General features: G+C 43.1%; 22 protein-coding genes. 12 read left to right on the forward strand and 10 right to left on the reverse strand.

Features of this window, described 5'->3' with window-relative positions; all coding sequences use genetic code 11:
* Position 1: 1 nt before the first annotated feature.
* From GFC28_RS10345 to GFC28_RS10365, 5 genes are all read left to right on the forward strand, one after another.
* A complete protein-coding gene (locus GFC28_RS10345) occupies positions 2–1,627 on the forward strand; it encodes a nitrite/sulfite reductase (protein WP_044743860.1) in 1,626 nt (541 codons plus the stop codon).
* Positions 1,628–1,638: 11 nt separating this feature from the next.
* Positions 1,639–1,857 carry a DUF3906 family protein gene (locus GFC28_RS10350; RefSeq protein ID WP_044743861.1) on the forward strand — a complete coding sequence of 73 codons (219 nt, stop codon included), beginning with the start codon at positions 1,639–1,641 and terminating at the stop codon, positions 1,855–1,857.
* A 244-nt stretch (positions 1,858–2,101) separates the two neighbouring features.
* Entirely contained in the window at positions 2,102–2,881 is a 780-nt protein-coding gene (cobA, locus tag GFC28_RS10355) for a uroporphyrinogen-III C-methyltransferase (RefSeq protein WP_044743862.1), read from the forward strand.
* A gap of 10 nt (positions 2,882–2,891) precedes the next feature.
* Positions 2,892–3,638 carry a sirohydrochlorin chelatase gene (locus tag GFC28_RS10360; RefSeq protein WP_044743863.1) on the forward strand — a complete coding sequence of 249 codons (747 nt, stop codon included), beginning with the start codon at positions 2,892–2,894 and terminating at the stop codon, positions 3,636–3,638.
* A gap of 251 nt (positions 3,639–3,889) precedes the next feature.
* Positions 3,890–4,162: an acylphosphatase gene (locus GFC28_RS10365; protein WP_044743864.1), complete on the forward strand. Its 273-nt coding sequence runs from the start codon at positions 3,890–3,892 to the stop codon at positions 4,160–4,162.
* 46 nt (positions 4,163–4,208) lie between these two features.
* Here GFC28_RS10365 and GFC28_RS10370 read toward each other — a convergent pair whose 3' ends face one another.
* Complete coding sequence (locus GFC28_RS10370; RefSeq protein WP_044743865.1) at positions 4,209–4,973, reverse strand: arginase family protein; 765 nt, start codon at positions 4,971–4,973, stop codon at positions 4,209–4,211.
* Positions 4,974–5,384: 411 nt separating this feature from the next.
* On the opposite strand from GFC28_RS10370, the gene GFC28_RS10375 reads away from it, so the two are divergent.
* Together GFC28_RS10375 and bshB2 are read left to right on the forward strand one after the other, a co-directional pair.
* The gene (locus GFC28_RS10375; RefSeq protein WP_044743866.1) at positions 5,385–5,729 is read left to right on the forward strand and encodes a YojF family protein; all 345 of its coding nucleotides are present in this window, start codon (positions 5,385–5,387) and stop codon (positions 5,727–5,729) included.
* Between the two features lie 12 nt (positions 5,730–5,741).
* A complete protein-coding gene (gene bshB2, locus GFC28_RS10380) occupies positions 5,742–6,395 on the forward strand; it encodes a bacillithiol biosynthesis deacetylase BshB2 (RefSeq protein WP_044743867.1) in 654 nt (217 codons plus the stop codon).
* 337 nt (positions 6,396–6,732) lie between these two features.
* Here bshB2 and GFC28_RS10385 read toward each other — a convergent pair whose 3' ends face one another.
* The 6 genes from GFC28_RS10385 to GFC28_RS10410 all read right to left on the reverse strand — a co-directional run bounded on the left by GFC28_RS10385 (position 6,733) and on the right by GFC28_RS10410 (position 13,044).
* The gene (locus GFC28_RS10385; RefSeq protein ID WP_044743868.1) at positions 6,733–7,344 is read right to left on the reverse strand and encodes an NAD(P)-binding protein; all 612 of its coding nucleotides are present in this window, start codon (positions 7,342–7,344) and stop codon (positions 6,733–6,735) included.
* A 348-nt stretch (positions 7,345–7,692) separates the two neighbouring features.
* A complete protein-coding gene (locus GFC28_RS10390) occupies positions 7,693–8,265 on the reverse strand; it encodes a hypothetical protein (protein ID WP_044743903.1) in 573 nt (190 codons plus the stop codon).
* Between the two features lie 142 nt (positions 8,266–8,407).
* Positions 8,408–8,779 (reverse strand): DnaJ family domain-containing protein, encoded by a 372-nt coding sequence (locus GFC28_RS10395; protein WP_044743869.1) that lies wholly within the window; start codon positions 8,777–8,779, stop codon positions 8,408–8,410.
* An 18-nt stretch (positions 8,780–8,797) separates the two neighbouring features.
* Entirely contained in the window at positions 8,798–10,690 is a 1,893-nt protein-coding gene (locus GFC28_RS10400; RefSeq protein WP_066401578.1) for a putative bifunctional diguanylate cyclase/phosphodiesterase, read from the reverse strand.
* Positions 10,691–11,088: 398 nt separating this feature from the next.
* Complete coding sequence (locus GFC28_RS10405; protein WP_066329493.1) at positions 11,089–12,375, reverse strand: IS110 family RNA-guided transposase; 1,287 nt, start codon at positions 12,373–12,375, stop codon at positions 11,089–11,091.
* Between the two features lie 84 nt (positions 12,376–12,459).
* Positions 12,460–13,044 carry a hypothetical protein gene (locus GFC28_RS10410; RefSeq protein ID WP_066401580.1) on the reverse strand — a complete coding sequence of 195 codons (585 nt, stop codon included), beginning with the start codon at positions 13,042–13,044 and terminating at the stop codon, positions 12,460–12,462.
* A 400-nt stretch (positions 13,045–13,444) separates the two neighbouring features.
* Here GFC28_RS10410 and GFC28_RS10415 point away from each other — a divergent pair, with 400 nt between their 5' ends.
* Positions 13,445–13,894, forward strand: coding sequence for a C40 family peptidase (locus tag GFC28_RS10415; protein ID WP_044743871.1), 450 nt, complete (start codon positions 13,445–13,447; stop codon positions 13,892–13,894).
* Between the two features lie 143 nt (positions 13,895–14,037).
* On the opposite strand, the gene GFC28_RS10420 is transcribed toward GFC28_RS10415, so the two are convergent.
* The 3 genes from GFC28_RS10420 to GFC28_RS10430 form a co-directional block, all read right to left on the reverse strand.
* A complete protein-coding gene (locus tag GFC28_RS10420; RefSeq protein WP_044743872.1) occupies positions 14,038–15,390 on the reverse strand; it encodes a (Fe-S)-binding protein in 1,353 nt (450 codons plus the stop codon).
* Complete coding sequence (gene glcD, locus GFC28_RS10425; RefSeq protein WP_044743873.1) at positions 15,387–16,799, reverse strand: glycolate oxidase subunit GlcD; 1,413 nt, start codon at positions 16,797–16,799, stop codon at positions 15,387–15,389. Before glcD ends, GFC28_RS10420 begins: the two co-directional genes overlap by 4 nt.
* A 327-nt stretch (positions 16,800–17,126) precedes the next feature.
* Complete coding sequence (locus tag GFC28_RS10430) at positions 17,127–18,800, reverse strand: L-lactate permease (RefSeq protein ID WP_044743874.1); 1,674 nt, start codon at positions 18,798–18,800, stop codon at positions 17,127–17,129.
* A gap of 225 nt (positions 18,801–19,025) precedes the next feature.
* Here GFC28_RS10430 and GFC28_RS10435 point away from each other — a divergent pair, with 225 nt between their 5' ends.
* From GFC28_RS10435 to GFC28_RS10450, 4 genes are all read left to right on the forward strand, one after another.
* Positions 19,026–19,751, forward strand: a complete 726-nt coding sequence (locus GFC28_RS10435; RefSeq protein ID WP_044743875.1) for a FadR/GntR family transcriptional regulator — start codon at positions 19,026–19,028, stop codon at positions 19,749–19,751.
* 252 nt (positions 19,752–20,003) lie between these two features.
* The gene (locus GFC28_RS10440) at positions 20,004–20,723 is read left to right on the forward strand and encodes a (Fe-S)-binding protein (protein WP_044743876.1); all 720 of its coding nucleotides are present in this window, start codon (positions 20,004–20,006) and stop codon (positions 20,721–20,723) included.
* 14 nt (positions 20,724–20,737) lie between these two features.
* A complete protein-coding gene (locus tag GFC28_RS10445; protein WP_044743877.1) occupies positions 20,738–22,168 on the forward strand; it encodes a LutB/LldF family L-lactate oxidation iron-sulfur protein in 1,431 nt (476 codons plus the stop codon).
* Entirely contained in the window at positions 22,165–22,887 is a 723-nt protein-coding gene (locus tag GFC28_RS10450; RefSeq protein ID WP_044743878.1) for a LutC/YkgG family protein, read from the forward strand. The genes GFC28_RS10445 and GFC28_RS10450 overlap by 4 nt, the downstream gene beginning before the upstream one ends.
* Positions 22,888–23,083 lie beyond the last annotated feature (196 nt).

Here is a 23,083-nt window from a genome sequence, read left to right on the forward strand (position 1 = left end):
GATGGCGTACGAAAAAACATGGGCTGCTAATCCAAAACTGAACAAAACCGAATTAAAAAAGCTAGAAAAAGACGGTTTAAAAATTTTTGATGAGATCCCGCGTTATGCAAAAGAAGGGTTTGCCGCGATTCCTCAAGAAGACTGGGATTATTTTAAATGGGCTGGACTGTATTTACAGCGTCCCAAAGAAGCCGGCTATTTTATGATGCGCGTCTGCGTCCCTTCCGGCATTTTAAATAATGAACAGCTTGAAACATTGGCAGGGATTGCCCGCGATTACGGGCGTGGCCTATTTGATATCACGACACGGCAGGCCGTTCAATTCCATTGGCTGCAAATCGAACAAATTCCCGATATTTTTGAACGATTAAAGCGTGTCGGACTATCGACAGCCGGCGCATGCGGTGACATCACTCGCAACATTGTCGGCAATCCTCTAGCTGGCATCGACCCAGACGAGTTATTTGACACAACGCATATTGTTCGCGAAGTCTATGAATTTTTCCAGCACAATGAAGATTTTTCTAATTTACCACGCAAATATAAAATGTCGATAAGTGCCAACGTATACAACGCAGCCAATGCTGAAATTCACTGTGTTTCCTTTATACCGGCCAAAAAAGTCATCGACGGTCAAGAAGTATTAGGTTTCCACGTAAAAGTCGGAGGCGGGTTGTCGTCGGCTCCGCATCTTGCCCAATTGCTTGATATATTTGTAGAACAAGAACGTGTAAAAGAGGTCGCCATTGCTATTACAACTATTTTCCGTGATTATGGCTATCGCGAAAAACGTCATCGTTCGCGTCTTAAATTCCTTGTCGCTGATTGGGGAGTGGAAAAATTTAAAGAAAAGCTTTTAGAATATACAGGTCCGCTGCCATCCAAAGGCGAAACGGTGCAAAAAGGCTGGAATGCCGGCTATTTTTACGGTGTACACCGCCAAAAGCAGGAAGGGCTGAACTATATCGGCTTTAACGTACCGGTTGGGCGTCTCAGCGCTGACGAAGTATTTGAGATTGCCAGAATAGCCCGCCAATACGGAAACGGCGAGGTTCGTTTTTGCAACTCACAAAATCTTGTTATTCCCAACATTCCAGATTCATATGTAGAGTCGGTGCTTCAAGAAAAAATATTTGAGCGGATTACCGTGCGGCCAAAAACGTTCATTGGATACTCCGTTTCCTGCACAGGCATCGAGTTTTGCAATCTCGCATTGGTTGAAACAAAAGAACGGATGCGTCATGTCGCAGAATACTTAGATAGCCGTTTACAGCTTGATGTTCCCGTGCGCATCCATATGGTCGGCTGTCCAAACTCTTGCGGTCAAAGACAAATTGGCGATATCGGGCTTCAAGGGATCAAAATGAAAACAAAAGACAAAGGCATGGTTGAGGCGTTTGAAATTTATGTAGGCGGTACGCTGCAAAACGACGGAAAATTTAACGAAAAATTAAAAGGCAAGATCCCGGCAGAACAAATCGAAGAAGTGCTTGTATTGCTGTTCTCCTATTTTCAAGAAACAAAGCTGCCTGGCGAGACATTTCTTGATTACTTTAATCGCGTCGGCATTGAAGCGTTGCAGGCAGAATTGGATCGCATTTTAACGAATTTCAGCACAGTTGCATGAAGGTGGCGCCGATGTATTTATATCGCTTTGAAGTAACAACGCAAACAAACACCATCTATCTCGTCATTGCTGCCAGCAGTGACGAGCAAGCGTTTCGTCTTGTCGAAGTAGAGCTTGAAAAACATTTTCTGAAGGTTCCTGATTTTATCGATATTTCGCTGCATGAGAAAAAACCTATTCGCCGCGGCGGAGGATTTATTGTTTACAATGAACCTCGCCACCCAAGCTAGCCGTACGACGGGTGATACAAAATCACTCACTAACGCACCTGTGTTCGAAAGATCAGATGAAGTCAAGTTTAACGCTCACCTTTATCATGCCAATACTTTAAAACTTGGCGCTAACTTGTCCATTCATTCAATAATAGACAAATGAAGCAGCCAATATGTTTGCAGGCGTTTTGGCCAATTGACAAAGACAACATTCATGTGCAGCAATAGAAGAATGCTTAAACAGAAAGGGCTGAACGGAAGGATGGGAAAAGTGTATTTGGTCGGAGCAGGTCCCGGCGATCCAGAACTAATTACCGTCAAAGGATTAATGTGCATTCAAAAAGCAGATGTGATTTTATATGATCGCCTTATTAATGAAGAACTGCTGACATATGCCAAAAAAGAAGCAGAATTGATTTTTTGTGGAAAACTCCCCGGCTATCATACTATGCAGCAGGAAACCATCAATCATTTCCTTGTGCACCATGCGAAGAAAGGAAAAATCGTTGTACGATTAAAAGGTGGAGATCCATTCGTATTCGGCCGCGGCGGCGAAGAAGCCGAGATGCTGGCCAAGCATGGCATTGACTTTGAAATCGTTCCTGGTATTACGTCCGGTATCGCTGCAGCCGCTTATGCCGGCATTCCTGTGACCCATCGCGACTTCAGCTCAAGCGTCGCCTTTATTACAGGCCATCAGCGTGCCGATAACCAAGAAGAAATCAAATGGGAAAGCCTTGCCAAAGGAATTGACACAATCGCCATTTATATGGGCATCAGCAATCTTCCATATATTCGCGATCGGTTAATCAAATACGGAAAAGCGCCATCCACTCCTGCAGCCGTGATCCAATGGGGCACGCTGTACGAACAAAAAACCGTGACAGCCACTCTTGAAACAATTGTCGAAGCTGTTCAACAAAAACAAATCGAAAATCCAAGCATGATTATCATAGGCGAGGTTGTCGCCCTGCGAGAAAAAATTCAATGGTTCGAGCAATTAAGATTCCAAGCATCATCGTTTGCTAACGAAGCATTTTAAGGAGGCGCTTATGCAGGCTGTTTTATATGTTTGTCATGGAAGCCGTCTAGCGAAAGCTTGTGAAGAAGCGATCACTTTTGTTGAACAGTGCAAAATGTCGATCGATTTCCCGATTCAAGAAATTTGTTTTATTGAATTGGCAGACCCTGATATCGCAACAGGAATCGAAATTTGCGTAAAAAAAGGGGCAACAAGCATCATTGTCATTCCTATTTTGCTACTTGCCGCTGGACATGTGAAGCAAGATATTCCAGAGGCCATCCAAAAAGCAAGACAGCGCTACCCTTTTTTGCAAATTTTATTAGATGAACCGTTCGGCATCCATGAAAAAATGGTTTCCATCATCATCGAACGAATGATGGAGAGCGCTGTTCCGCTTCATGAACGTGCCATGATTCTTCTTGTTGCCCGTGGAAGCAGCGATCCCGACACAAAAAGCGCGATGAAAACAATCGCCGGCATGTTGCAGCAAAAAACAAACGTCTCCCGTGTTGACGTATGCTTTCTTGCTGCAGCCGCACCATCGCTGGAGGATGCCTTACAAGCAGCTAAGCAATCCTCTTATCAAACGATTTTCGTCGTCCCTTATTTACTGTTTACCGGAGTGTTAATGAAAAAAATCGAACAGCGGCTGCGCTCTCTTACTTCTTCCGACCAGCAATGGGTCTTATGCGGCTATTTAGGGTATCATCCTTTTCTTAAAGAGCTTATTAAAGAAAAGCTACAAAAATATTCTCGGTTAACGATCGGAGTTTGAAAAGTTCCTTTCCAATCCGATTGATATATAAACGAAGGTCCTATCAAAAAAGGACGGTCGTAAACAAATCGAACAGCAGCAAGTTTCATCGATGTGGAAAATGCTTCATTCCTCCATATCAATAAAGGCGTATTTTTCTTCTTTCAATTAAAGAAAAATTTTTTGGTCTGGACATTTATATGAGTATGGAAAATCCCTCTTCTCGTGTATGATGATAGATAGGGGACATACAAGGAGGGGGAGCAATAGGAATGAAGCGATTGCATGTGATCGTTCATGGCCGCGTCCAAGGCGTCGGCTTTCGCTATTATGCACAACATGAAGCATTAAAATGGGATTTAACCGGATGGGTAAAAAATAATGAGGATGGAACGGTAGAACTGGAAGCGCAAGGACATGAAGAGCGAATTCATCTATTTATTGATAAAATTCGCCAGGGCTCTCCGTTTTCGAAAGTGACCCATTTAGATATTCAATCCATCGATCCTATTCCAAACGAAAAAACATTTCGCATTATTTATTAAAAACAGCCCGGTTGTTTCCCAGCACCGGGCGCTATTGTATTACCATTTATTGGATAATAAAAGTTGTAGGCTGCGGATCGTACAAACAGTTATGAGCAATGCACATGTTCGCATGCTCATTTTTGCGAACCGCCTCCCGACTCACTGGATCGAATGGATAAATGGAAGCTTGCGGATACTCGCCGCATATATCGATCCCTACTACATTTTTATGAACAAACAACTCTTGCAGACAACCAATCAAAGCGGAAAGCGGCATCGTTCCGTGATCCCAATTGGTCATGGCATCCTCCTCGCGAAGAACATCTTTATCAATGCTAATGTATACATTCTCTGTTTGAATATGGGATAAAAGAAGATTCGGAGAAACGATATTGTTTGACAAGACAATGGTCTCAGAAGAAAAAAGAGAAGACTGCCACCGTGTAGGTCCGACAATCACGGCTCTTTGCAGTAAAGGAAGCTCCAGAGCATAAGAAACCCACGAACCGCAGGAGATGATTTGTTCATGATCCGTCCCATTCCCTATATCGGTATGATTATCAAACAAAATGAGCGTAAACGGTTCTTGGATTCTTTTCATCAACAAATATGAGATATAGTGGTAATTACCGCTGCCAATAAACACAAGGTTTCTGCATGTTTGGATGCGCCTTTCCAACTCGCATAAAGAGGCTTGCTCACAATATAGGTTGGTATGCGCTACATCCATTAAATCAATCCATTCGTGCGGCAGCCGACGAAGGCCTGGCTGCGAAACATATGCACCATCAATGTTTAAAAACGTTACACCATTTCCTTGAAAACTCATCCAAATCACCTCTCCTATCACTCAATTGGTGCAAGTTTCTAAACCTATGAAGCCATATTTTTCGCATTTTCTCTATTTTTAGATATTATACAACAAAAAACCCAAACAAGCACGTAAATGGAACGACACCTTCTCTCGCTGCAGCCTCAAAATTACAAATTGATCCCTAGTCTTTCCTCATAGGTTTGCTGGAATCAAAGCATCCATCAATCATCATCTATGAACCTCTCTCACCTACCCTTCGTTTAGAAATGGAAGACTTCTCGGAGGATGATATAAAATGGGCACGATCTTTATCGATATGGTCTATTTTTTCACCGCTTCCTTGCAAACGTCTTGCGGACGAAATATTTTCTTTTATGTCTAGCTTTCATGTACAATAATAAAAACGATGTTCGAGGAGGGGTTTTTTTGCAGCCGATTCGTATTGAAGAGGTACAAACCGTCTTGAATCAGTTCAAAGGTCAAGACGTGTACTTGCATTTAGAAACAACAAACGGGGCATACGCTGCCCATCATAACGAAGGATTTTTCTCAGCAGGTGCATACATCCGCAACGGACGAATCCGTTTCAGCCATGGAAAAATCGTTGGCAAAGGACCTTACCGTATCGGATTAAAGCTGGAGTTGGGCTGGATATATGCAGAAGGGTTAACAGATTGGGAGATGACTGACAAAGGGCAGCTTTTGCTTGCCGGCCATGATTATGAAGGGAAGCTCGCAGTTGCTCTACAATTGAGCCATGAACCTTTTTAAGGAGGGATGAAAATGGAAAGACATGTACTTGTTGTATTTCCCCATCCAGATGATGAAGCATTTGGTGTTTCCGGCACACTGGCCATGCATGCAGAAAAAGGCACTCCGATCACATATGCTTGCCTTACTCTTGGAGAAATGGGACGCAACATGGGAACTCCTCCCTTTGCTAACCGTGAGACGTTGCCGCTCATTCGCAAACAAGAGTTAAAAGCGGCATGCGAAGCGATTGGCATTGACGATTTGCGCTTGCTCGGCTTCCGTGACAAAACGATTGAATTTGAAGATGAAGAACTGATCGCTGATCGCATTAGCGCTATTATAGCAGAAACGAATCCATCTTTAATCATCACGTTTTACCCTGGCTATAGCGTTCATCCTGACCATGACGCATGCGGGGCAGCTGTCATTCACGCCGTCCAGCGAATTCCAAAAGAAGAGCGGCCAATTGTCCATTGTGTCGCATTTGCTAAAAATTGCGAACAAGACTTGGGAAAACCTGATATCGTCCGTGATGTCAGCGCAGTCATTGATAAAAAAATCGCCGCCATTCAAGCACACCGTTCCCAAACAGAAGGATTGATGAGCGCTGCTTCTAAACGCGGCGGTGACGCGTTAGAATGGCTGAAAACGGAGCGGTTTTGGACGTACAAATGGGAAAATTAGAAAAGAAAAGCAGGTCCGCCTTTCTGAAAGACGGCCTGCGTGAACTTACCCACCACCTACGCTTCGCTTAGAAGAGGGGGTTTCAAGCGACTTGCGCGTGTCCGCTGAACGGTAAGCCACACACAATCCCCCCTACGCTTTCCTTCGTTCCGAAGGGGTCCGTTTGAACGATAGAGGATCCTATCGATTGGCGATCACCGACATTCATCTCCCCTGCTCACTGGGCTGTCGCCCTTCCCGCTCCTTGAAGATAGGAGACTTGGGAAAGCTGTTAAAAAACTTATCCCTCTTTCACTTTTTTCGAAGATTTATTCATTCAAACAGGTTTTCTTCTCATTTATAAGGTCATTTCTAAAAGTCGGTGGAACTCTTCTTCCCAATTTCCCTTCTTGCGGAACGATTCCTGGGCAATCGCCTTAAACAATTTTTTTCGTATTCGCTCATCGCTTACATTCCGCAAAATAAATTGGCGGCACTCGTAAAGAAACTCGATATACCGTCCACAATCTTCATCATATTGTTCCGCAAGCTGACGGCGGATTTGCTGGGCGACAGTCGGGCTCGCTCCTCCTGTTGAAACAGCGATCGTCAATCGGCCACGCCTTACCACCGCCGGAACATGAAAATTAGACCGCTCTGGATCATCGGCAATGTTAATCAGTTGATAAGGCTCCGCTGCGGCGGCCACCGCTTCATTTACTTCTCGATTATTCGTGGCCGCAATCACCATCCACGCTTCTTTAATATCGTCAGGAGAAAATGTTTTTTGGCGCCAAACGAGTGCTCCGGCTGCCGCTAACTGTTGAATCCCCCCTGTAGCAGAAGGAGCGACGACCGTAATTTTTGCTTCCGCCTCCAGCAAACCTTTTATTTTCCGTTCGGCCACCCTCCCCCCACCAATGACAACAACGTGTTGATTGGCGATATGCAGCATCACCGGATATCCCATACGAATTTCTCCTTTGCCAAAAACGGCCGTATAGAAACTCTTGGCCTTTTTTCTCCATTATAGTATCTATATCGGTGTCGAGACCAGCCCAACAATACCAAACAAATCGAGTAAACACGAATTTCTTTTTTATTAAGAAGCGAAAAGACCGTTTCAATTATTTCTTCATTTGAATCCTAGTTATTTTTTCCGTATTTTTGATATTTACAACCGCTGTTTTGCTTGTCTCCTTGCCAAATAAAAATGCTCTTGCGCAGGAATCCTCCTTATGAAAGGCGCAGGCGCGCTTTTATTGAGGAAGATTTTCCTTGCAAGAGCTAGCTTAGATGTCACTACAAATGGCCTATATTATTTTTGTGTCGCTTCTTGAATCCATTTGGCCAAACGCTCATTTTCTTTCTTCATATGCTCCAACCATTGTGGAAGCAAGGAAGAAAGGGCCTGTTGATCATTTTTCTTCATTGCCTCATGCGTTTGATGATGAAGCTTATACAATTTTTGTCTTTCTACTTTTGTCATCCATCTCTTATGTTTATGTAACTTCTTCCATTCTTTTTTGAACTGCTGTTTGGTTATTTCTTTATTGGCAAGACGGTCAATTAATTGGTCAAAATCCGCTTCTCTTTTCTTTTTCATCTCTGCATGTTTTGCTTGCAGGGCCTTTTGCACTTCTTCGCTTTGCAGTTGCTTTCTTAGTTCTTTTCGTTCATTAAGAATCTTTTGCCATTCTGCAGCTTGATTCGGTGTATATTTTTTTACAATTTCCAGCCATTTTTGTTCATCCAGTTCTCCATGTTTGAACATATGCCCTGCAAATGCTTGAGCTCCTGCCTCCATGCTAGGCTCTCTTTGTTCCGCCAGCGCTCCTGTGGGAATCACAAGCATGAGCGCTAACACCCAAAAAATCCATCGCATTTTCATCATGTTTCACTCTCCTTTGAAATTCAAAATGATGGAGTCAAACAAAATAGCAAACCTAATGATATCTTCCCCACTTTTCAAGAAACTTTGCACGCAAAATAAAAAAGCTTGCCGATAAACCGCAGCAAGCTTTTTCTATTGATTACCGAAACTTTTCATCAATCCGCTGTTGATAGTCGCGCAAGGCTTGAGAATTCGTTTTATTGCGCCTTTTCATAAGCGAATTCCAACGAAGGAGTTTTTCATTCAGTTTTTTCCTGAGTTTCTCTTTTTCTGTTTCATCATCACAACAACGCAATAGGTCTTCGATGGTCATTACATCCTTTTTTAATTCGACTTCCTCAGAGACATATCCGGCATTTTTCAACAGCAGATAGCCGATTCGCAAGTCTTCAGGAATATGCGACAAATCTTCCAACTCCAGCGGTTTGCCCAATCCAGGAAGATGATCAAATTCCCCATTTTTCAAGGCTTCCCGAATTCTTTCCTCCGCAATTTTTGAAATAATATCCATTTGATCTCACATCCATCTTTAGCTTATGATGGCACTTGCTTGCTGTTTATGCTGATCAAGAAATTGTACCAATTCGCCGTACGGAAGCGGCCTTGTATAATAATAGCCTTGCACTTCGTCGCATTGTTTTTCTTTTAAATAGGCAGCCTCCAGCTCTGTCTCTACCCCTTCCGCAAGCACCTTTACACCTATATTATGCCCTAAAGTGATAATCGCTGGCAAAATAGCTTCTTCTTCTTTTTGGACATTTTGCACAAATGAACGGTCAATTTTCAAGCGATCAATCGGCAGTTTTTTCAAATAGCTTAACGAGCTGTACCCTGTCCCAAAGTCATCAATACTGACATTGACACCTACATTTTTCAGCTCTTTTAAAATCGGAATGGCTTTTTCCGTATCCATCGTCATGCGTTCAGTAATTTCGATATCTAGGCAATGGGGCGGAAAATCGGTTTTTTCAAGGATTTTCGCAAGCTTATAAATAAGCTTTCTGCTTTCAAACTCACAAGGCGACAAATTAATAGAAACGGATAAGGAAGGATATTGATGAAGCAACAGCTTTGTTTGCCGGCATGCTGTTTCCATAACCCATTCGTTAATCGAAATGATGAAACCCGTCTCTTCGGCAATCGGAATAAATGCGTTTGGCGAGATCATTCCTTTTTCCCTATGCTTCCATCTGATAAGTGCTTCGATTCCGATCACTTTTCCTGTTTGCAGTTGAATTTGCGGCTGATAGTGAAGCTCAAATTCCTCCGCTTCCAGCGCCTTGCGCAATTCTCTTTCCATATGAATTTTTTCATAAATGGTTCGATTCATTTGTTTCTCAAAAAAGCGAAATTGGCCAATGGCCTGTTTTGACAATTCATGTCTAGCTATATCAGCTCTGCGAATTAATGTGTGACCATTATCTCCATCTTTCGGATAACAACTAATGCCGATTTTTAGCGTCAAGCGAAATTCCTGTTCGTTCACGATCAACGGCTCTTCCATTGCTTCGATTAAACGCTGGCATAATTCGCTTACTTGTTCGTCTCTGTCCACTTGCGGCAAAATAACGATGAATTCGTTCCCGCCCCATCTGCCAAAAATGTCGGTTTCACCGACTAGATTTTTTATCTTCGCCACGGATGCTAGAAGCACTTGATCCCCAACCGTATAGCCATACAAATCGTTTACCGCTTTTATTCCCTTCACTTCCATAAACATAACTGCTGTTTTTCTTTTGAGATTTTGTGCATCCGTTAGCTTTTCGCTTAACATCTGATAGAGCATTTCTTTATTAGGCAAACCTGTTAAATCGTCATAAAACGCAATATAGTTCATTCGATCTTCATGTTTTTTTCGTTCTGTAATATCTCGGACGGCTACTACATCGACCATTCGGGATCGGGAATAATCATCATATTTGCGCTTCAAAACCTCTGCAGGGAAAGTCGTGCCGTCTTTTTTACGCAAATGCACTTCATATGTCGTATCTTCAACCAAAGATTGCGTCCAATCTGGCAATGGAGGGGAAGCGACAAGCGCTTCCATCGGTGTCCGCATCAGCTCGTTCTCTGTATAACCGAATAACCGGCATGCAGCATGATTCACTTCCAAAATCGTTTGCCCCGAATAAATAATAATTCCTTCCATAGATATTTCAGAAAGACGTTTAAGACGATGCTGAATCCTTTGCACTTCTTCGCTATATTTTTTAAAAGATAGTTTGTCTAAGCGGACATAGAGCAGCAATAAATAAAAAATATAAGAAATAAAAAATAGTAAAAAGATCCTTCCCATTCCTTTGTGTAGTTGATGGTGCATTTTCTTCATATAGTGTGCTCCATCATAGCGAATGATTAAAACGGCATCCACCTTGCCTTGCTGGGTCAGGATTGGACAAAATATAACAAAGTTTTTTGGCAAATCCCCCTCCCTCTATAAAATATTGATTTACTCGTTTTTTCTTTAAATTTCTTTGATTTTTATAAGCATCGACGTTTCGTAGACATCAGGAATAAGGATATAAATTCAATATTTATAAATTTTTGGATAGGTAGGGTGTAGGGGAACAAACTCCATCATCCTATTTTTTTGAAAATGGAGGACTTTTCCCTATGATCGCACCAATGGATCTCCACTCGTCTCATGGCGGTGTACCCTCCCATGTCTCACGGAGTCCTTTCGCTCCTACATTCCTTCGTTCAACCTATCCATGAGGTGGAGGTCGGTTTATGCTCACTTGCTGGGTCTATGCCCGTATGGTGTGATAACGACCGACTTCTCCGTGCTTCTGATGTCTACCTTCAATACGTGTTTTCAGGTTAAGCGACTTCCTGTAATGTCTTTAAGTGTGGAATATCTTGCATCATTTTCTCTTCACTGAACGGAATTTGACGTCGACCAATCGTGAACAAGATTCGAATAAGTTTACTGCATAATGCCACAAGAGACTGCTTACCGGTTAATGGGTTATCCGGCCGTGTGCGATAGTATTCATGTAAGGCTTTAAAGGCTCTGTTTTTCGCTGATAGGGGCATCACCACCCGGAATAAGAGGGCGCGCAGTCGTTTTCGGCCTCGTTTACTAATCGTCGTTTTTCCTCGATGTTTCCCTGATTCATTCTTTTTTAAGTTCAGCCCCGCCAGTTTGATGATTTGGCGTGGATGCTGATACTGGTGGAGGCTACCCACTTCCGCGAAAAAGCCCACAACCGTCATTTCTCCGATGCCTTTGATCTCGCTCATCTCTTTGGCGCCCGGAATCGTTTGAACCATTTCACTTAATTGCTTTTCCAGTTCGTCTAGACGATGGGTTAAATACTCGTATTTCTCGAGTAAATAACGTAATTCTTCCTTGGCCATTTGAGTGCCCGTTTGAAGCCCGATAGAGGATTGGGCTGCCTCTTTCAATTGTTCGATTCGCTTCCTTCCAACGGCTCGTTTGACGACTTTCTTGACTTCCAAAAGAAGCTGTTCGCATGGAATCTTTGCGATTTCTTTTGGAAGATATCCCAATTTTAAAAGTTGCAGCGCTGCTTTTCCGGTCCAATCTTTAAACACCGTAAGAAACTCCGGAAAATAGCGATCCAGCCAATTGTGTACTTGGGCTTGAACCGCATATAGATCCTGTGTCATCATATCATGAAGTTTCATGCCTTCACGTAATTCTGCGTAGATTCCCTTTGGAAGAATCGGGATGGAATATCGTCCATCCTTGACGAGTTGGGCTATGACTTTTGCGTCTTTCACGTCATTTTTCGTAGGAGAGTTGTCATCCAGCTCTTTACTTCGTTTCACATGCATCGGATTCACGGTAACACATCGGATGTCATAAGCTTGTAAGAAGTAAGCAAGATTTAGCCAATAGTGTCCCGTTGGCTCCATTCCTACGATGACATCTCTTTTTTCATGTTGATTCATCAAGGTGTGTACCCAATTTAAAAACGTTTGAAACCCTGTTCTTGAGTTTTCAAATACAACGGCCTTCGATAGATCGAATCCCCGGTGATCTTGAGCTCTTGCCACGTGTTTGTGTTTTGCGATATCAACGCCAATGATTAATGTTTGTTCAGTGATTTGTCTAATTTTCGAATTTCGGTTATAATTCATATTAGGTCCTCCTTGGTTTATTAGTTAGGGGTCAAGGCCTTGACACCCTGTATCATACCAAGGGGACTTTTTTTGTTTCAAATCTCATTTTTCCTCATTACAGGAATGCTCATTTTTAATGCTGATCTTTCCTTGAAATGCTTGCGCCAGCTCTGACATATGCGCCTGATAGGCCGCCCCGCTCGGCAAATCCTGAACCTGTTGTCCATCATGCTTTCCATCATCTGCTTTGACGGAAAGCATGACATAATTCTGACCATCTGCTCGTTGTTTTAATGTATAAATTTGGCGTATATTGGGATGATCATGCTGCCAGCGATTCAACGTACGCAAAAGACCGAGGTAGGTTTTATCATTTGCATTGGTTGTGTCTGTTACCTGCTGGTGATTCATTTGCGAGAGTTCAGCGGCGAAACTTGCCGCCAAACGTGACAAATTTCGTTCATATTTTTGGCGTTCCTGATGTTCAAGCCCGTTCACATACCAAATGCCAGTGGCTAGCAGTAAAAAAACAAAAACATAAAAAAGCATTGTCGATCGTTGCGCTATATAAAAAATAGACACCTTGAGCTTTCTATGAATCAATCGATTCATTTGTTGCTGTCCGAATAAAATCACGATTAAAATGCCAACAGTAAATAACATATATTCACTCATTTTCGATAGCATAAACGCTCACCATGCACTTTTATTTATTATTATAAATGGAAAATATAGAGGTTTCTCCCTTCATCCTTCCTATTTTTTCGACATTTTCTGACATTCTCTAGTTATATATGTATATCCTTTAAATACGCTCTATCGGTAAACAAAAGCAGCCGATTGATCGGCGAATGTGAAGACATGAAGCCGAACGCTTTCTGTTCCTCGCATAAACAAAGCGCAAACGCTGAAAGTGTAGTCACATAAAGCTTTATATATAGTACCAGGTCTTAAATCTTCGTCATCAAATTTTGTAATTTGTCTGTAATATTATTTAATTTAAATGTAACAACATTTCGACAATATTTTTGCTATACTGAAACCTGTGAGAAAGAAACGGAAACTCGTTGTCGGAGGTTTAAGGAAAATGAATAGAACGTTTACAGTCACTCTACTATCATTCATGATTGTATTTAGTTCTCTTTTTGGTAACGCTTTCAAAGCGGAAGCGGCTGTAAATACACAAAAAGTCGTCACAGAAGCAAAAAAAATGATCGGCACTCCTTACAAATTCGGCGGTACAACTCCAAAAGGCTTTGATTGTTCCGGCTTTGTCTACTATACATATAAAAAGGTCGGTAAAACATTACCGCGATCCGCAGCATCTATGTACCAAAAAGGAACAAGCGTACATACATCAAAATTAAAGCCTGGTGATCTCGTATTTTTCAGTACATATAAAAAAGGTGCTTCCCACGTTGCGATTTACATTGGCAACAACTCCATCATTCATGCTACATCAAGCGGTGTAAAAATCGATCGTTTAAATAACTCTTACTGGAAACCAAAATTTATCGGCGCTAAAAGAGTAGCATAACTCAAAAAAAGGTCCCTCCATAAAAATGAAGGGACTTTTATATATTCACAGGGGATCGGGGGAATACTTGGAAAACTCTACACCCCTATTATGTCCAGCTAGCAAGTCACTTATACGTAGATCCCCTAAAATTTTTATCCTGCTTACCCGTCTTTACTTTCTTCAAACAAGCCGCTTTCCTTAACCGCTTCAAATAATACTTCCACAATATGCACAGCACGAACTTTTTCTCCCAGCCCTTTCCTCTCAATTCCTAGTTTCATTTGCAGCAAACAGCCAGGATTAGCCGTCACAATGGTAGTCGCTCCCGTTTGTTCTGCATACACCATTTTATGATCTAAAATTTGCATGGCCATTTCCGGTTCAACAATATTGTAGATCCCTGCAGAACCGCAGCAGCGATCAGACTCTCTCATTTCGCGAAATTCTACACCAGCAATCGATTGAAGCAGTTGCCGCGGCGCAGATGATGTTCTCATGACATTTCGCAAATGGCACGAATCCTGATAAGTAACAATTTTCGGCGGCAGCTTCAGTCCTTTATGCTGAAACCCTAATTCTATTAAAATAGCAGAAATGTCACGAACTTTCTCCACAAAAGCTTTAGCGCGGTCAACCCAATCAGGATCATCTTTCAACAAATGATCATACTCCATTAAAAACGCTCCACAACCGCCTGCATTTGTAATAACGGCATCTGCCTGACATTGCTCAAACGCCTCAATGTTTCGCTTGGCTAACCATTTAGCCTGCTCTTTTTCTCCGCTGTGTCCATGCAAAGCGCCGCAGCATGTTTGCAAAGATGGAATGACAATTTCACATCCAGCTAGTTGCAATAGCTTCATCGTTGCATCATTCGTTTCGATAAACAGCGTATCCATTAAGCAACCGGAGAAAAAAGCGACTCTTCGTTTCGCCTCTCCTTGTGCCGGCAAATGCTTTGGCCGCTTTTTCATTTTTTTTAGCGTTGGAGCACTTGGCAAAACCTTTTCCATTTCCCTTAAATGGGCAGGCAAAACATGAGACAATCTCGTTCTCTGTAAAAACGTTTGCAGTCCTGAGCGCTGATAAAATCCAAGGGAGGCTGTTGCTACGCGCACACGATTAGGATAAGGAAACAATTCTTTAAACACCAGCTTACGCAGCACGCGAACAGGCCATGAATGTTTTTTATTTTGCTGAATAATATCGCGCGCTTCTTCCAATAAATGTCCATAACGGACGCCTGAAGGACAAACCGGCTCACAAGCTCGGCATCCCAAACACATATTCAGTGTACGTTCAACGTCCTCATCCGGTTCAATCAAACCATCGACTACCGCCTTCATGATGGCAATGCGTCCTCTTGGCGAATGCAGCTCCTGTGATCCCGATTCTATATACGTGGGACATGACGGCAAGCAAAAACCGCAACGCATACAGTTCATAAGCTCATCTTCGTTCATCCGTTCACGAAACTGATCTTGGATCGCTTTTTGTTTTTTTGATGAAGTCATTTTGTTACCACCACACGTTTCCTCGTACTTTTCGCAAACACTTTTCCTGGATTCATAATATTGTAGGGATCAAGCGCACGCTTGATCGCTTGCATCACCTCTACCCCTTCCTTGCCAAGCTTCCATTCTAAATATGGCGCCTTCATGGCTCCCACTCCATGTTCCCCGGTAATCGTACCCCCAAGCTCAATCGCCTTGGCAAAAATTTCGGCAAACGCTGCTTCCACTCGCTCCATCTCTTCATCATCACGTGCATCCGTCGGACATGTTGGATGCAAATTGCCATCGCCGGCATGCCCAAATGTACAAATCATGACGCGATATTTCTCGGCAATTTCATTGATGGCTGTTACCATTTTTGCTATCTCTGAACGCGGTACAGTGGCATCCTCCAAAATCGTTGTCGGCCGTAGGCGAGCAAGGGCGGATAATGCCGAACGCCGCGCTGTGCGCAAAGCATCGGCTTCTTGTTCAGAACGGGCCAATTGTACAGACACCGCCTGTTCCTCTTTACAAATTCTTTCTATTTGCCGCATCTCTCTTTCCACCACTTCACGTGCACCGTCTTGCTCGATAAGAAGAACGGCCTTTACATCTGTCGGCAAGCCAATTTGTGCATAATCTTCTACAACTCTAAGCGTTGGCTGATCTAAAAATTCCAATGTCGCAGGGATGATTTTGCTTGCAATAATTTTGGACACAGATCGGGCAGCCGCCTCTAAATCTTGATAAAGAGCTAGCATCGTTTTCTTTGCCTCCGGCATCGGCACAAGCTTCAGCGTAGCCTCTGTGATAATTCCAAGCGTTCCTTCCGATCCAACCAATAATCTTGTTAAATCATAACCAGCCACATCTTTGGCCAATTTTCCTCCTGTGCGAATAACGTCTCCATTGGCCAACACCGCCTCAAGCCCAAGGACATAATCACGAGTGACTCCATATTTCAGCCCGCGCAGACCACCGGAATTTTCATTAATATTTCCTCCAATCGTTGAAATTTTCATCGAGCTTGGATCAGGTGGATAAAACACCCCTTTTTCTTCTACTGATTTAATCAAATCGAGCGTAATCACCCCCGGTTGAACCGTTGCTGTTAAGTTGTCTTCATCAATTTCAAGAATGCGATTCATATGCTTAAAAAGCAGGACAATTCCACCTTCTATCGGACATGTTCCGGCACACAGATTCGTACCGGAACCGCGTGGAACAATCGGAATGCGGTACTCGGCGCAAACTTTCACAATCTCGGAAACTTCCTTCGTATTTCGTGGCGCCATCACCGCCTCAGGAATCGCTTGAAATTGCGGAGTGGCATCATAGGAATAAACAAGTCTCCCCGCTTTTGAATCGTCATAGTTTTCCCGGCCAACGATTTGAATAAATAATTGTTTAGCTGCTTCAGAAATCAATGATTCTCACCCTCTCTAAAAACGTGATATACAGGCAACTTGAAGATAGAGCGCATGATGCCGATTTTGGCATCGCCTTCTTATCTATAAGAAGAAGCCATGGCTTTCATCATTTTTTAGTCGACTTCAATGCTTGTTTATGACTTGATAAACTAAGGCAACGAGCCTTTAGACAATCGAAGGCAAGTCAATGGAATTGATAGAATTCGCACCGCTAAATATAGAAAAATGAAAGGGAAGCCCCGTTCTATATAACTTAAGAAAAAAGGAGCCTTTTCACAGAGAAGGTGGTCTCCACCTGTGCTGGCTTCCTTTTTTCAGCAAGCACTATGGAATCATCCATGACAAAATAGTGGACTGTAAAAATGTCATAATCCCAATTAAAATAATGAAAAAGATGCTATGCTTGACTGTAAAGCGGAATAAATCGGATTCTTTGCCGGCTAAACCTACCGCAGCACAGGCAACCGCAATCGACTGCGGTGAAATCATTTTCCCTGTCACACCTCCTGATGAGTTAGCTGCCAGTGCAAGCACAGGATCCATTCCGATCGAAGCAGCGGTAATCTTCTGTAAATTCCCAAAAAGTAAATTAGATGATGTATCTGAGCCTGTGATAAACACCCCTAACCATCCGAGAAACGGAGAAAAGAAGGAGAACAGTGAACCTGTTTTAGCCATCGCCATTCCCAATGTCGTACTCATTCCAGACGCATTGGTCACATAGGCGAAACCAACTACGGCTGTGATCGTAATAATCGGAAACTTTAATTCTTGCAACGTCTCGGCAAAAGTCTCGGCCCATTGCTTCCAAGAAATGCGGACAATAAATTTGGTCACAATAGCCGCTAAGAAGATGGCTGTTCCTGCTGCTCCTAGCAGTTCTAGTTTATAGACAGCTGCAATCGGCTGACCATTGGCATCAATAATTTTATTGCTTAATCCGGGAACCTCCGGCATCCATGTCAAATAATGCCCTATTGTATTAAGCGCTTTCAACATCACATTTGTTCCTTCATAATGCCCCGTGAGCGCTGCCTTCATCTGTGGAATTCCCCAGATCGAAATAAACAAGGTTAATACTAAAAACGGGGACCATGCTTTGAATACTTCACCGCTTGTATAGCGCTTTTGTGCTTGAATGGTCGCTGCCGCTTCCAACTCCGAATCAAAACGATAAATGGTTTTCGGTTTCCAAAATCTCAAAAAAACCGTCAAAGCAACAAGCGACACTAACGCTGATAAAATATCTGGCAATTCCGGCCCCAAGAAGTTTGAGCTAACATATTGAGTAACGGCAAACGAAATTCCTGATATCAAAATCGGCGGCAGCACTTCGAGCGTTTTTCTCCATCCAGCCATAATGAGTACAAGGTAAAACGGAATAAAGAAGGATAAAAATGGAAGTTGCCGACCCACCATTTTTGAAATTTCCATTGCCGGAATGCCTGTCGGCCCTTCTAACGCAGTAATAGGAATACCGATGGCCCCAAAAGCGACAGGGGCTGTATTAGCAATTAAACAAATGCCGGCCGCATATAATGGATGAAATCCAAGTCCTACGAGCAAAGCAGCAGAAATCGCCACCGGCGCTCCAAATCCGGCCGCCCCTTCTAAAAAGGCTCCAAATGAAAATGCGATAAGCAGCGCTTGCAACCGTCTATCTTCTGTAATAGACAATACCGAATTGCGAATAATATCGAACTTTCCTGTTTTTACTGTTAATTTATACAAAAATACCGAAGTGATAATAATCCATCCGATGGGCAAAAGACCGTAAACAGCCCCCTGTGTGGCGGACATGGCAGCAATTGACACAGGCACCCTGTAAGCGATTACAGCTATGACCAATGAAACGATCAAAGTCGTAACGCCTGCTACATATCCTTTCATTCTTTTAATCGCCAGCGCCCAAAAAAAATAAAGAATCGGCACAAGAGCCACAACGGCCGATAAGGCTAAATTATCAGCAATCGGTGTAAAATCTTGCTTCCACTGCATAGCAAATCCCCTCCCAATTTAATATCTCCCCTGAAAAAGATGATAATTAGGTCATCTGATGACCATGTGTTTATACTGACAAAAATTATATGCTCTCTTTAGAAAAAACTCAATATGAAATTATGAAATTTTGTGAAATTTCTTTCGCTGATTCTTCGCGAAAATTTTTGTATAATATAAATTATGTGACAAGCTGTTACACTTCTCAGTATGAGGTGACTATTTTTGGAATATAAACAAATTAAACCGAAAAAAATTTACGAAGAAGTAGCGGAAACCATTTTTGATATGATTAAAAGCGGGGTGTTGAAGCCCGGAGACAAGCTCGATTCTGTTCAGCAGCTAGCAGAGAATTTTCAAGTGGGGCGTGCAGCGATTCGCGAAGCACTAACCGCTTTAAAAGCCATGGGCTTAATTGAACTAAAGCAAGGAGAAGGAACCTACATCCGTGAATTTGATCCGACGATGCTTTCTTTTCCTATTTCCATTGCCGCTCTTATGAAAAAGGAAGATATCGCCTATTTATTGGAGGTCCGCAAACTATTAGAGGTGGGCGCTGCCGGCGTAGCTGCCCGGAAGCGAACAGAAAGGGACTTGAAAGCGATGGAGGAGGCACTCGAACAAATGCGGCAAGGAATCGGCAATGAAAAAATTGGGGAAAAAGCTGATTTCCTCTTCCATATTGCTATTGCAGCAGCATCACAAAATCCCATTTTGGTTAGTCTGATGAACAATATATCAGAAATGATGATAGAAACCATGCGAGAAACAAGACGAATTTGGCTTTTTTCTAAACAAGCAACAAGCGAACAGCTGCTTGAAGAGCATATGAATATTTTTGAAGCGATTCAGCGCCAAGATGTCAATGCTGCACAAGCTCGCATGCTAGAGCATCTATCAAACGTAGAGCAAGTACTAAAAAAATATATTTCTCCTCATAGCGCCAACTAAAGAAAGATGGCGCTTTATTTTTTTCAAAATTGTTATATAATTATTCATATAGTCATCTGATGACCTGTTTATCTTGCTTCCATATGTGCAGCAAAACAAAAGGGATCTTTTTTCGGTGGCTAACCGATTGAAATCATTGATTTTCCCGTAAACATCGATGATCCCATGCCCACGATTATGTTTTCTTTCAATTCAAGATACACTTCCATACCGAGAAACTCCATCATTTAATACCAAGGAGGGAAGCGCACGATGAAAGTCACGCTGTTTATTACTTGTTTAGTAGATTTATTTCATACCAATGTCGGCAAATCAACCGTCGAGCTGCTGGAACGATTAGGATGCGAAGTCGAGTTCCCGGACGCCCAAACCTGCTGTGGACAGCCCGCCTACAATAGCGGGTACGTCAAAGAAGCAAAAGAAGCGATGAAGCATATGATTCGTACATTCGAGCATGCAGAATATATTGTTGCTCCCTCTGGCTCATGTGCCACCATGTTTAAAGAATATCCGCAAATTTTCCGCGGAGACAGGGAATGGGAAGCAAAGGCAAAAACTCTCGCAGCCAAAACATACGAATTGACTCAATTTCTTGTGGAGGTGTTAAAAGTAGAAAATGTCGGGGCTAAGCTTCAAGGAAAAGCAACCTATCATACGTCATGCCATATGACGCGGTTGCTTGGTGTGAAAGAAGCCCCTTTTAAGCTATTAAAACATGTGGAAGGCTTGGAAATGGTTCCACTTCCGAATGCCCATACCTGTTGTGGCTTTGGCGGTACGTTTTCCGTCAAAATGGGGGACATCTCTGAGCAAATGGTGGATGAAAAAATCCAGCATATTGAAGAAACAGAAGCGGATTATTTAATCGCTGCGGACTGCGGCTGTTTAATGAATATAAAGGGGCGCATCGAACGAGCGCAGAAGCCAATCCAAGTGATGCATATTGCAGAAGTACTTAATAGTCATGAATGAGGGAGGGAAAAAATATGTCGATGAAAATCGGAGAAGAGCCATTTCATGCACGCGTAAAATCAGGAATTGATAATTCATTTATGCGCGGCGCTGTCGCTGGAGCCCAAGAACGATTGCATGCCAGACGGCTAAAGGCCGCTGCGGAGCTCGGCAATTGGGAAGAATGGCGGGCGCTCGGGGAAGAAATTCGCCAACATACACTAGCCAATCTTGATTTTTACTTGTTTCAATTAAGTGAAAACGTTGCCAAGCGCGGAGGCCACGTTTTTTTCGCCCAAACTGCCGAAGAAGCTTCACAATACATTCTTGACGTCGCCATGGAAAAGCAAGCCAAAAAAATTGTCAAATCCAAATCGATGGTTACAGAAGAGATCCATCTGAATGCTGTGCTGGAAAAAGCGGGCTGCGAAGTCATTGAAACGGATCTCGGAGAATACATTTTGCAAATGGATGACCATGATCCCCCTTCCCACATTGTCGCACCCGCCTTGCATAAAAATAAAGAACAAATTCGCGATGTTTTTCGCCAGAAGCTGGCCTATGACAAAACCGAAAAGCCAGAAGAACTGGCCCTTCATGCCCGCCAAACACTGCGCCGGGAGTATTTAAGCGCCGATATCGGCATTACCGGCTGCAATTTCGCCATTGCCGAGTCCGGTTCGATCACGCTTGTTACAAATGAAGGAAATGCCGATTTAGTAACAGCCCTTCCTAAAACACAGATTACCGTTATGGGCATGGAACGAATTGTGCCGACTTTCGCAGAAATGGAAGTGCTTGTAAGCTTACTCACACGCAGCGCTGTCGGGCAAAAATTAACAAGCTATATTACGGTACTAACCGGCCCTCGCCATCTTGAAGAGGTAGACGGCCCAGAAGAGTTTCACCTTGTCATTGTCGATAATGGCCGATCCAATATTTTAGGGACAGAATTTCAACCCGTGCTGCAATGCATTCGCTGCGCGGCCTGTGTCAATGTTTGCCCGGTGTACCGTCATATTGGCGGTCATTCATATGGATCCATTTATTCCGGGCCGATCGGTGCCGTCCTTTCCCCACTGCTTGGAGGCTATGATGATTATAAAGAACTGCCGTACGCTTCAACATTATGTGCAGCCTGTACGGAAGCATGTCCTGTCAAAATACCGCTTCACGAACTGCTGCATAAGCATCGGCAAGTCATCGTGGAACAAGAAGGAAGAGCCCCTATTTCAGAAAAATTAGCCATGAAAGCATTTGGCTTAGGTGCAGCATCAACGACATTTTACAAACTGGGCTCGAAAATGGCACCAAGCGTCTTGAATCCATTTACAACCAATGAACGCATTTCAAAAGGGCCCGGACCGTTAAAAACGTGGACAGCGATTCGCGAATTCCCAGCGCCCGAAAAAGAAAGGTTTCGCGATTGGTTTCATCATCGAAAGAAAGCAGGGGATCAGCCATGAAAAGAGGACGTATCCATCGCCGAGAAGCGTTTTTAAATCAAGTTGCCGAGCGGCTTGGACGAAAAATGTACGCGACAAACGTACAGGCTCCTCAGTGGCAGCATCAGCCGCAATGGACTGTATTTCAAGGGTATAGTGAGGACGATTTGCTAGAAGTATTGAAGACGCAGTGTGCAGCCATCCATACCGATGTATTTGAGACAAACAAAGAACAGCTTCCTCTTACCTTGCAAAAAGTCGTATCCCGTTATGGGGGTGGTCCTGTCGTGACATGGAATGACCCGCGTTTTGCGGAATATGGATTATCCCATCTTTTGGACCATCATTGGCGAAACAGCGGCATTCACGTTCATATATGGGATCCGTCTCTTGGAACGGCCAATATCACAGAGGCCGAGCAGGCGAATATCGGGATCACTTTTAGCGATATCACATTGGCAGAATCGGGGACCGTTGTCTTATTCAGCGATCGCGGAAAAGGACGCACTGTCAGCTTCTTACCACAAAACTATATTTGCCTCATTCCGAAAAGCACCATCGTGCCCCGAATGACGCAAGCCGCTTTTTATATCCATCAGCAAGTCAAAGCGGGAAAAGAAGTCGCATCATGTATCAATTTCATTACCGGTCCAAGCAATTCAGCCGACATTGAGATGAACTTAGTAGTGGGGGTCCACGGCCCTGTGAAAGCTGCTTATGTGGTCGTAACAGACGGCTAAGGCTCAAATGGGACTCTAGTACAGAGACAAACCAACAAAAATAAAGAACCGAACAGCTTCACTAAAGACTAAGCTTTCGTCCATTAAGCAAGCTGTTCGGTCATTTTTCTTTTAAGCAAGATATCATGTTTCAGCCTGAAGATTTTATAATAGATCAGAACAAATCCACAGCCTTGGATCATTTATTCATATAGCA

This window comes from Anoxybacillus sp. B2M1 (genome assembly GCF_001634265.1).
GTDB lineage: Bacteria > Bacillota > Bacilli > Bacillales > Anoxybacillaceae > Anoxybacteroides > Anoxybacteroides rupiense.

Coding starts and splice junctions, on each gene's coding strand:
- GFC28_RS10445 (WP_044743877.1), top strand. CDS start 20,738: ATGTCGATGAAAATCGGAGAAGAGCCATTTCATGCACGCGTAAAATCA.
- GFC28_RS10350 (WP_044743861.1), top strand. CDS start 1,639: ATGTATTTATATCGCTTTGAAGTAACAACGCAAACAAACACCATCTAT.
- GFC28_RS10415 (WP_044743871.1), top strand. CDS start 13,445: ATGAATAGAACGTTTACAGTCACTCTACTATCATTCATGATTGTATTT.
- GFC28_RS10385 (WP_044743868.1), bottom strand. CDS start 7,344: ATGGGATATCCGGTGATGCTGCATATCGCCAATCAACACGTTGTTGTC.
- GFC28_RS10390 (WP_044743903.1), bottom strand. CDS start 8,265: ATGAAAATGCGATGGATTTTTTGGGTGTTAGCGCTCATGCTTGTGATT.
- GFC28_RS10430 (WP_044743874.1), bottom strand. CDS start 18,800: ATGCAGTGGAAGCAAGATTTTACACCGATTGCTGATAATTTAGCCTTA.
- GFC28_RS10345 (WP_044743860.1), top strand. CDS start 2: ATGGCGTACGAAAAAACATGGGCTGCTAATCCAAAACTGAACAAAACC.
- GFC28_RS10410 (WP_066401580.1), bottom strand. CDS start 13,044: ATGCTATCGAAAATGAGTGAATATATGTTATTTACTGTTGGCATTTTA.
- GFC28_RS10360 (WP_044743863.1), top strand. CDS start 2,892: ATGCAGGCTGTTTTATATGTTTGTCATGGAAGCCGTCTAGCGAAAGCT.
- GFC28_RS10365 (WP_044743864.1), top strand. CDS start 3,890: ATGAAGCGATTGCATGTGATCGTTCATGGCCGCGTCCAAGGCGTCGGC.
- bshB2 (WP_044743867.1), top strand. CDS start 5,742: ATGGAAAGACATGTACTTGTTGTATTTCCCCATCCAGATGATGAAGCA.
- GFC28_RS10370 (WP_044743865.1), bottom strand. CDS start 4,973: ATGAGTTTTCAAGGAAATGGTGTAACGTTTTTAAACATTGATGGTGCA.
- GFC28_RS10420 (WP_044743872.1), bottom strand. CDS start 15,390: ATGACTTCATCAAAAAAACAAAAAGCGATCCAAGATCAGTTTCGTGAA.
- GFC28_RS10395 (WP_044743869.1), bottom strand. CDS start 8,779: ATGGATATTATTTCAAAAATTGCGGAGGAAAGAATTCGGGAAGCCTTG.
- cobA (WP_044743862.1), top strand. CDS start 2,102: ATGGGAAAAGTGTATTTGGTCGGAGCAGGTCCCGGCGATCCAGAACTA.
- GFC28_RS10405 (WP_066329493.1), bottom strand. CDS start 12,375: ATGAATTATAACCGAAATTCGAAAATTAGACAAATCACTGAACAAACA.
- GFC28_RS10450 (WP_044743878.1), top strand. CDS start 22,165: ATGAAAAGAGGACGTATCCATCGCCGAGAAGCGTTTTTAAATCAAGTT.
- GFC28_RS10440 (WP_044743876.1), top strand. CDS start 20,004: ATGAAAGTCACGCTGTTTATTACTTGTTTAGTAGATTTATTTCATACC.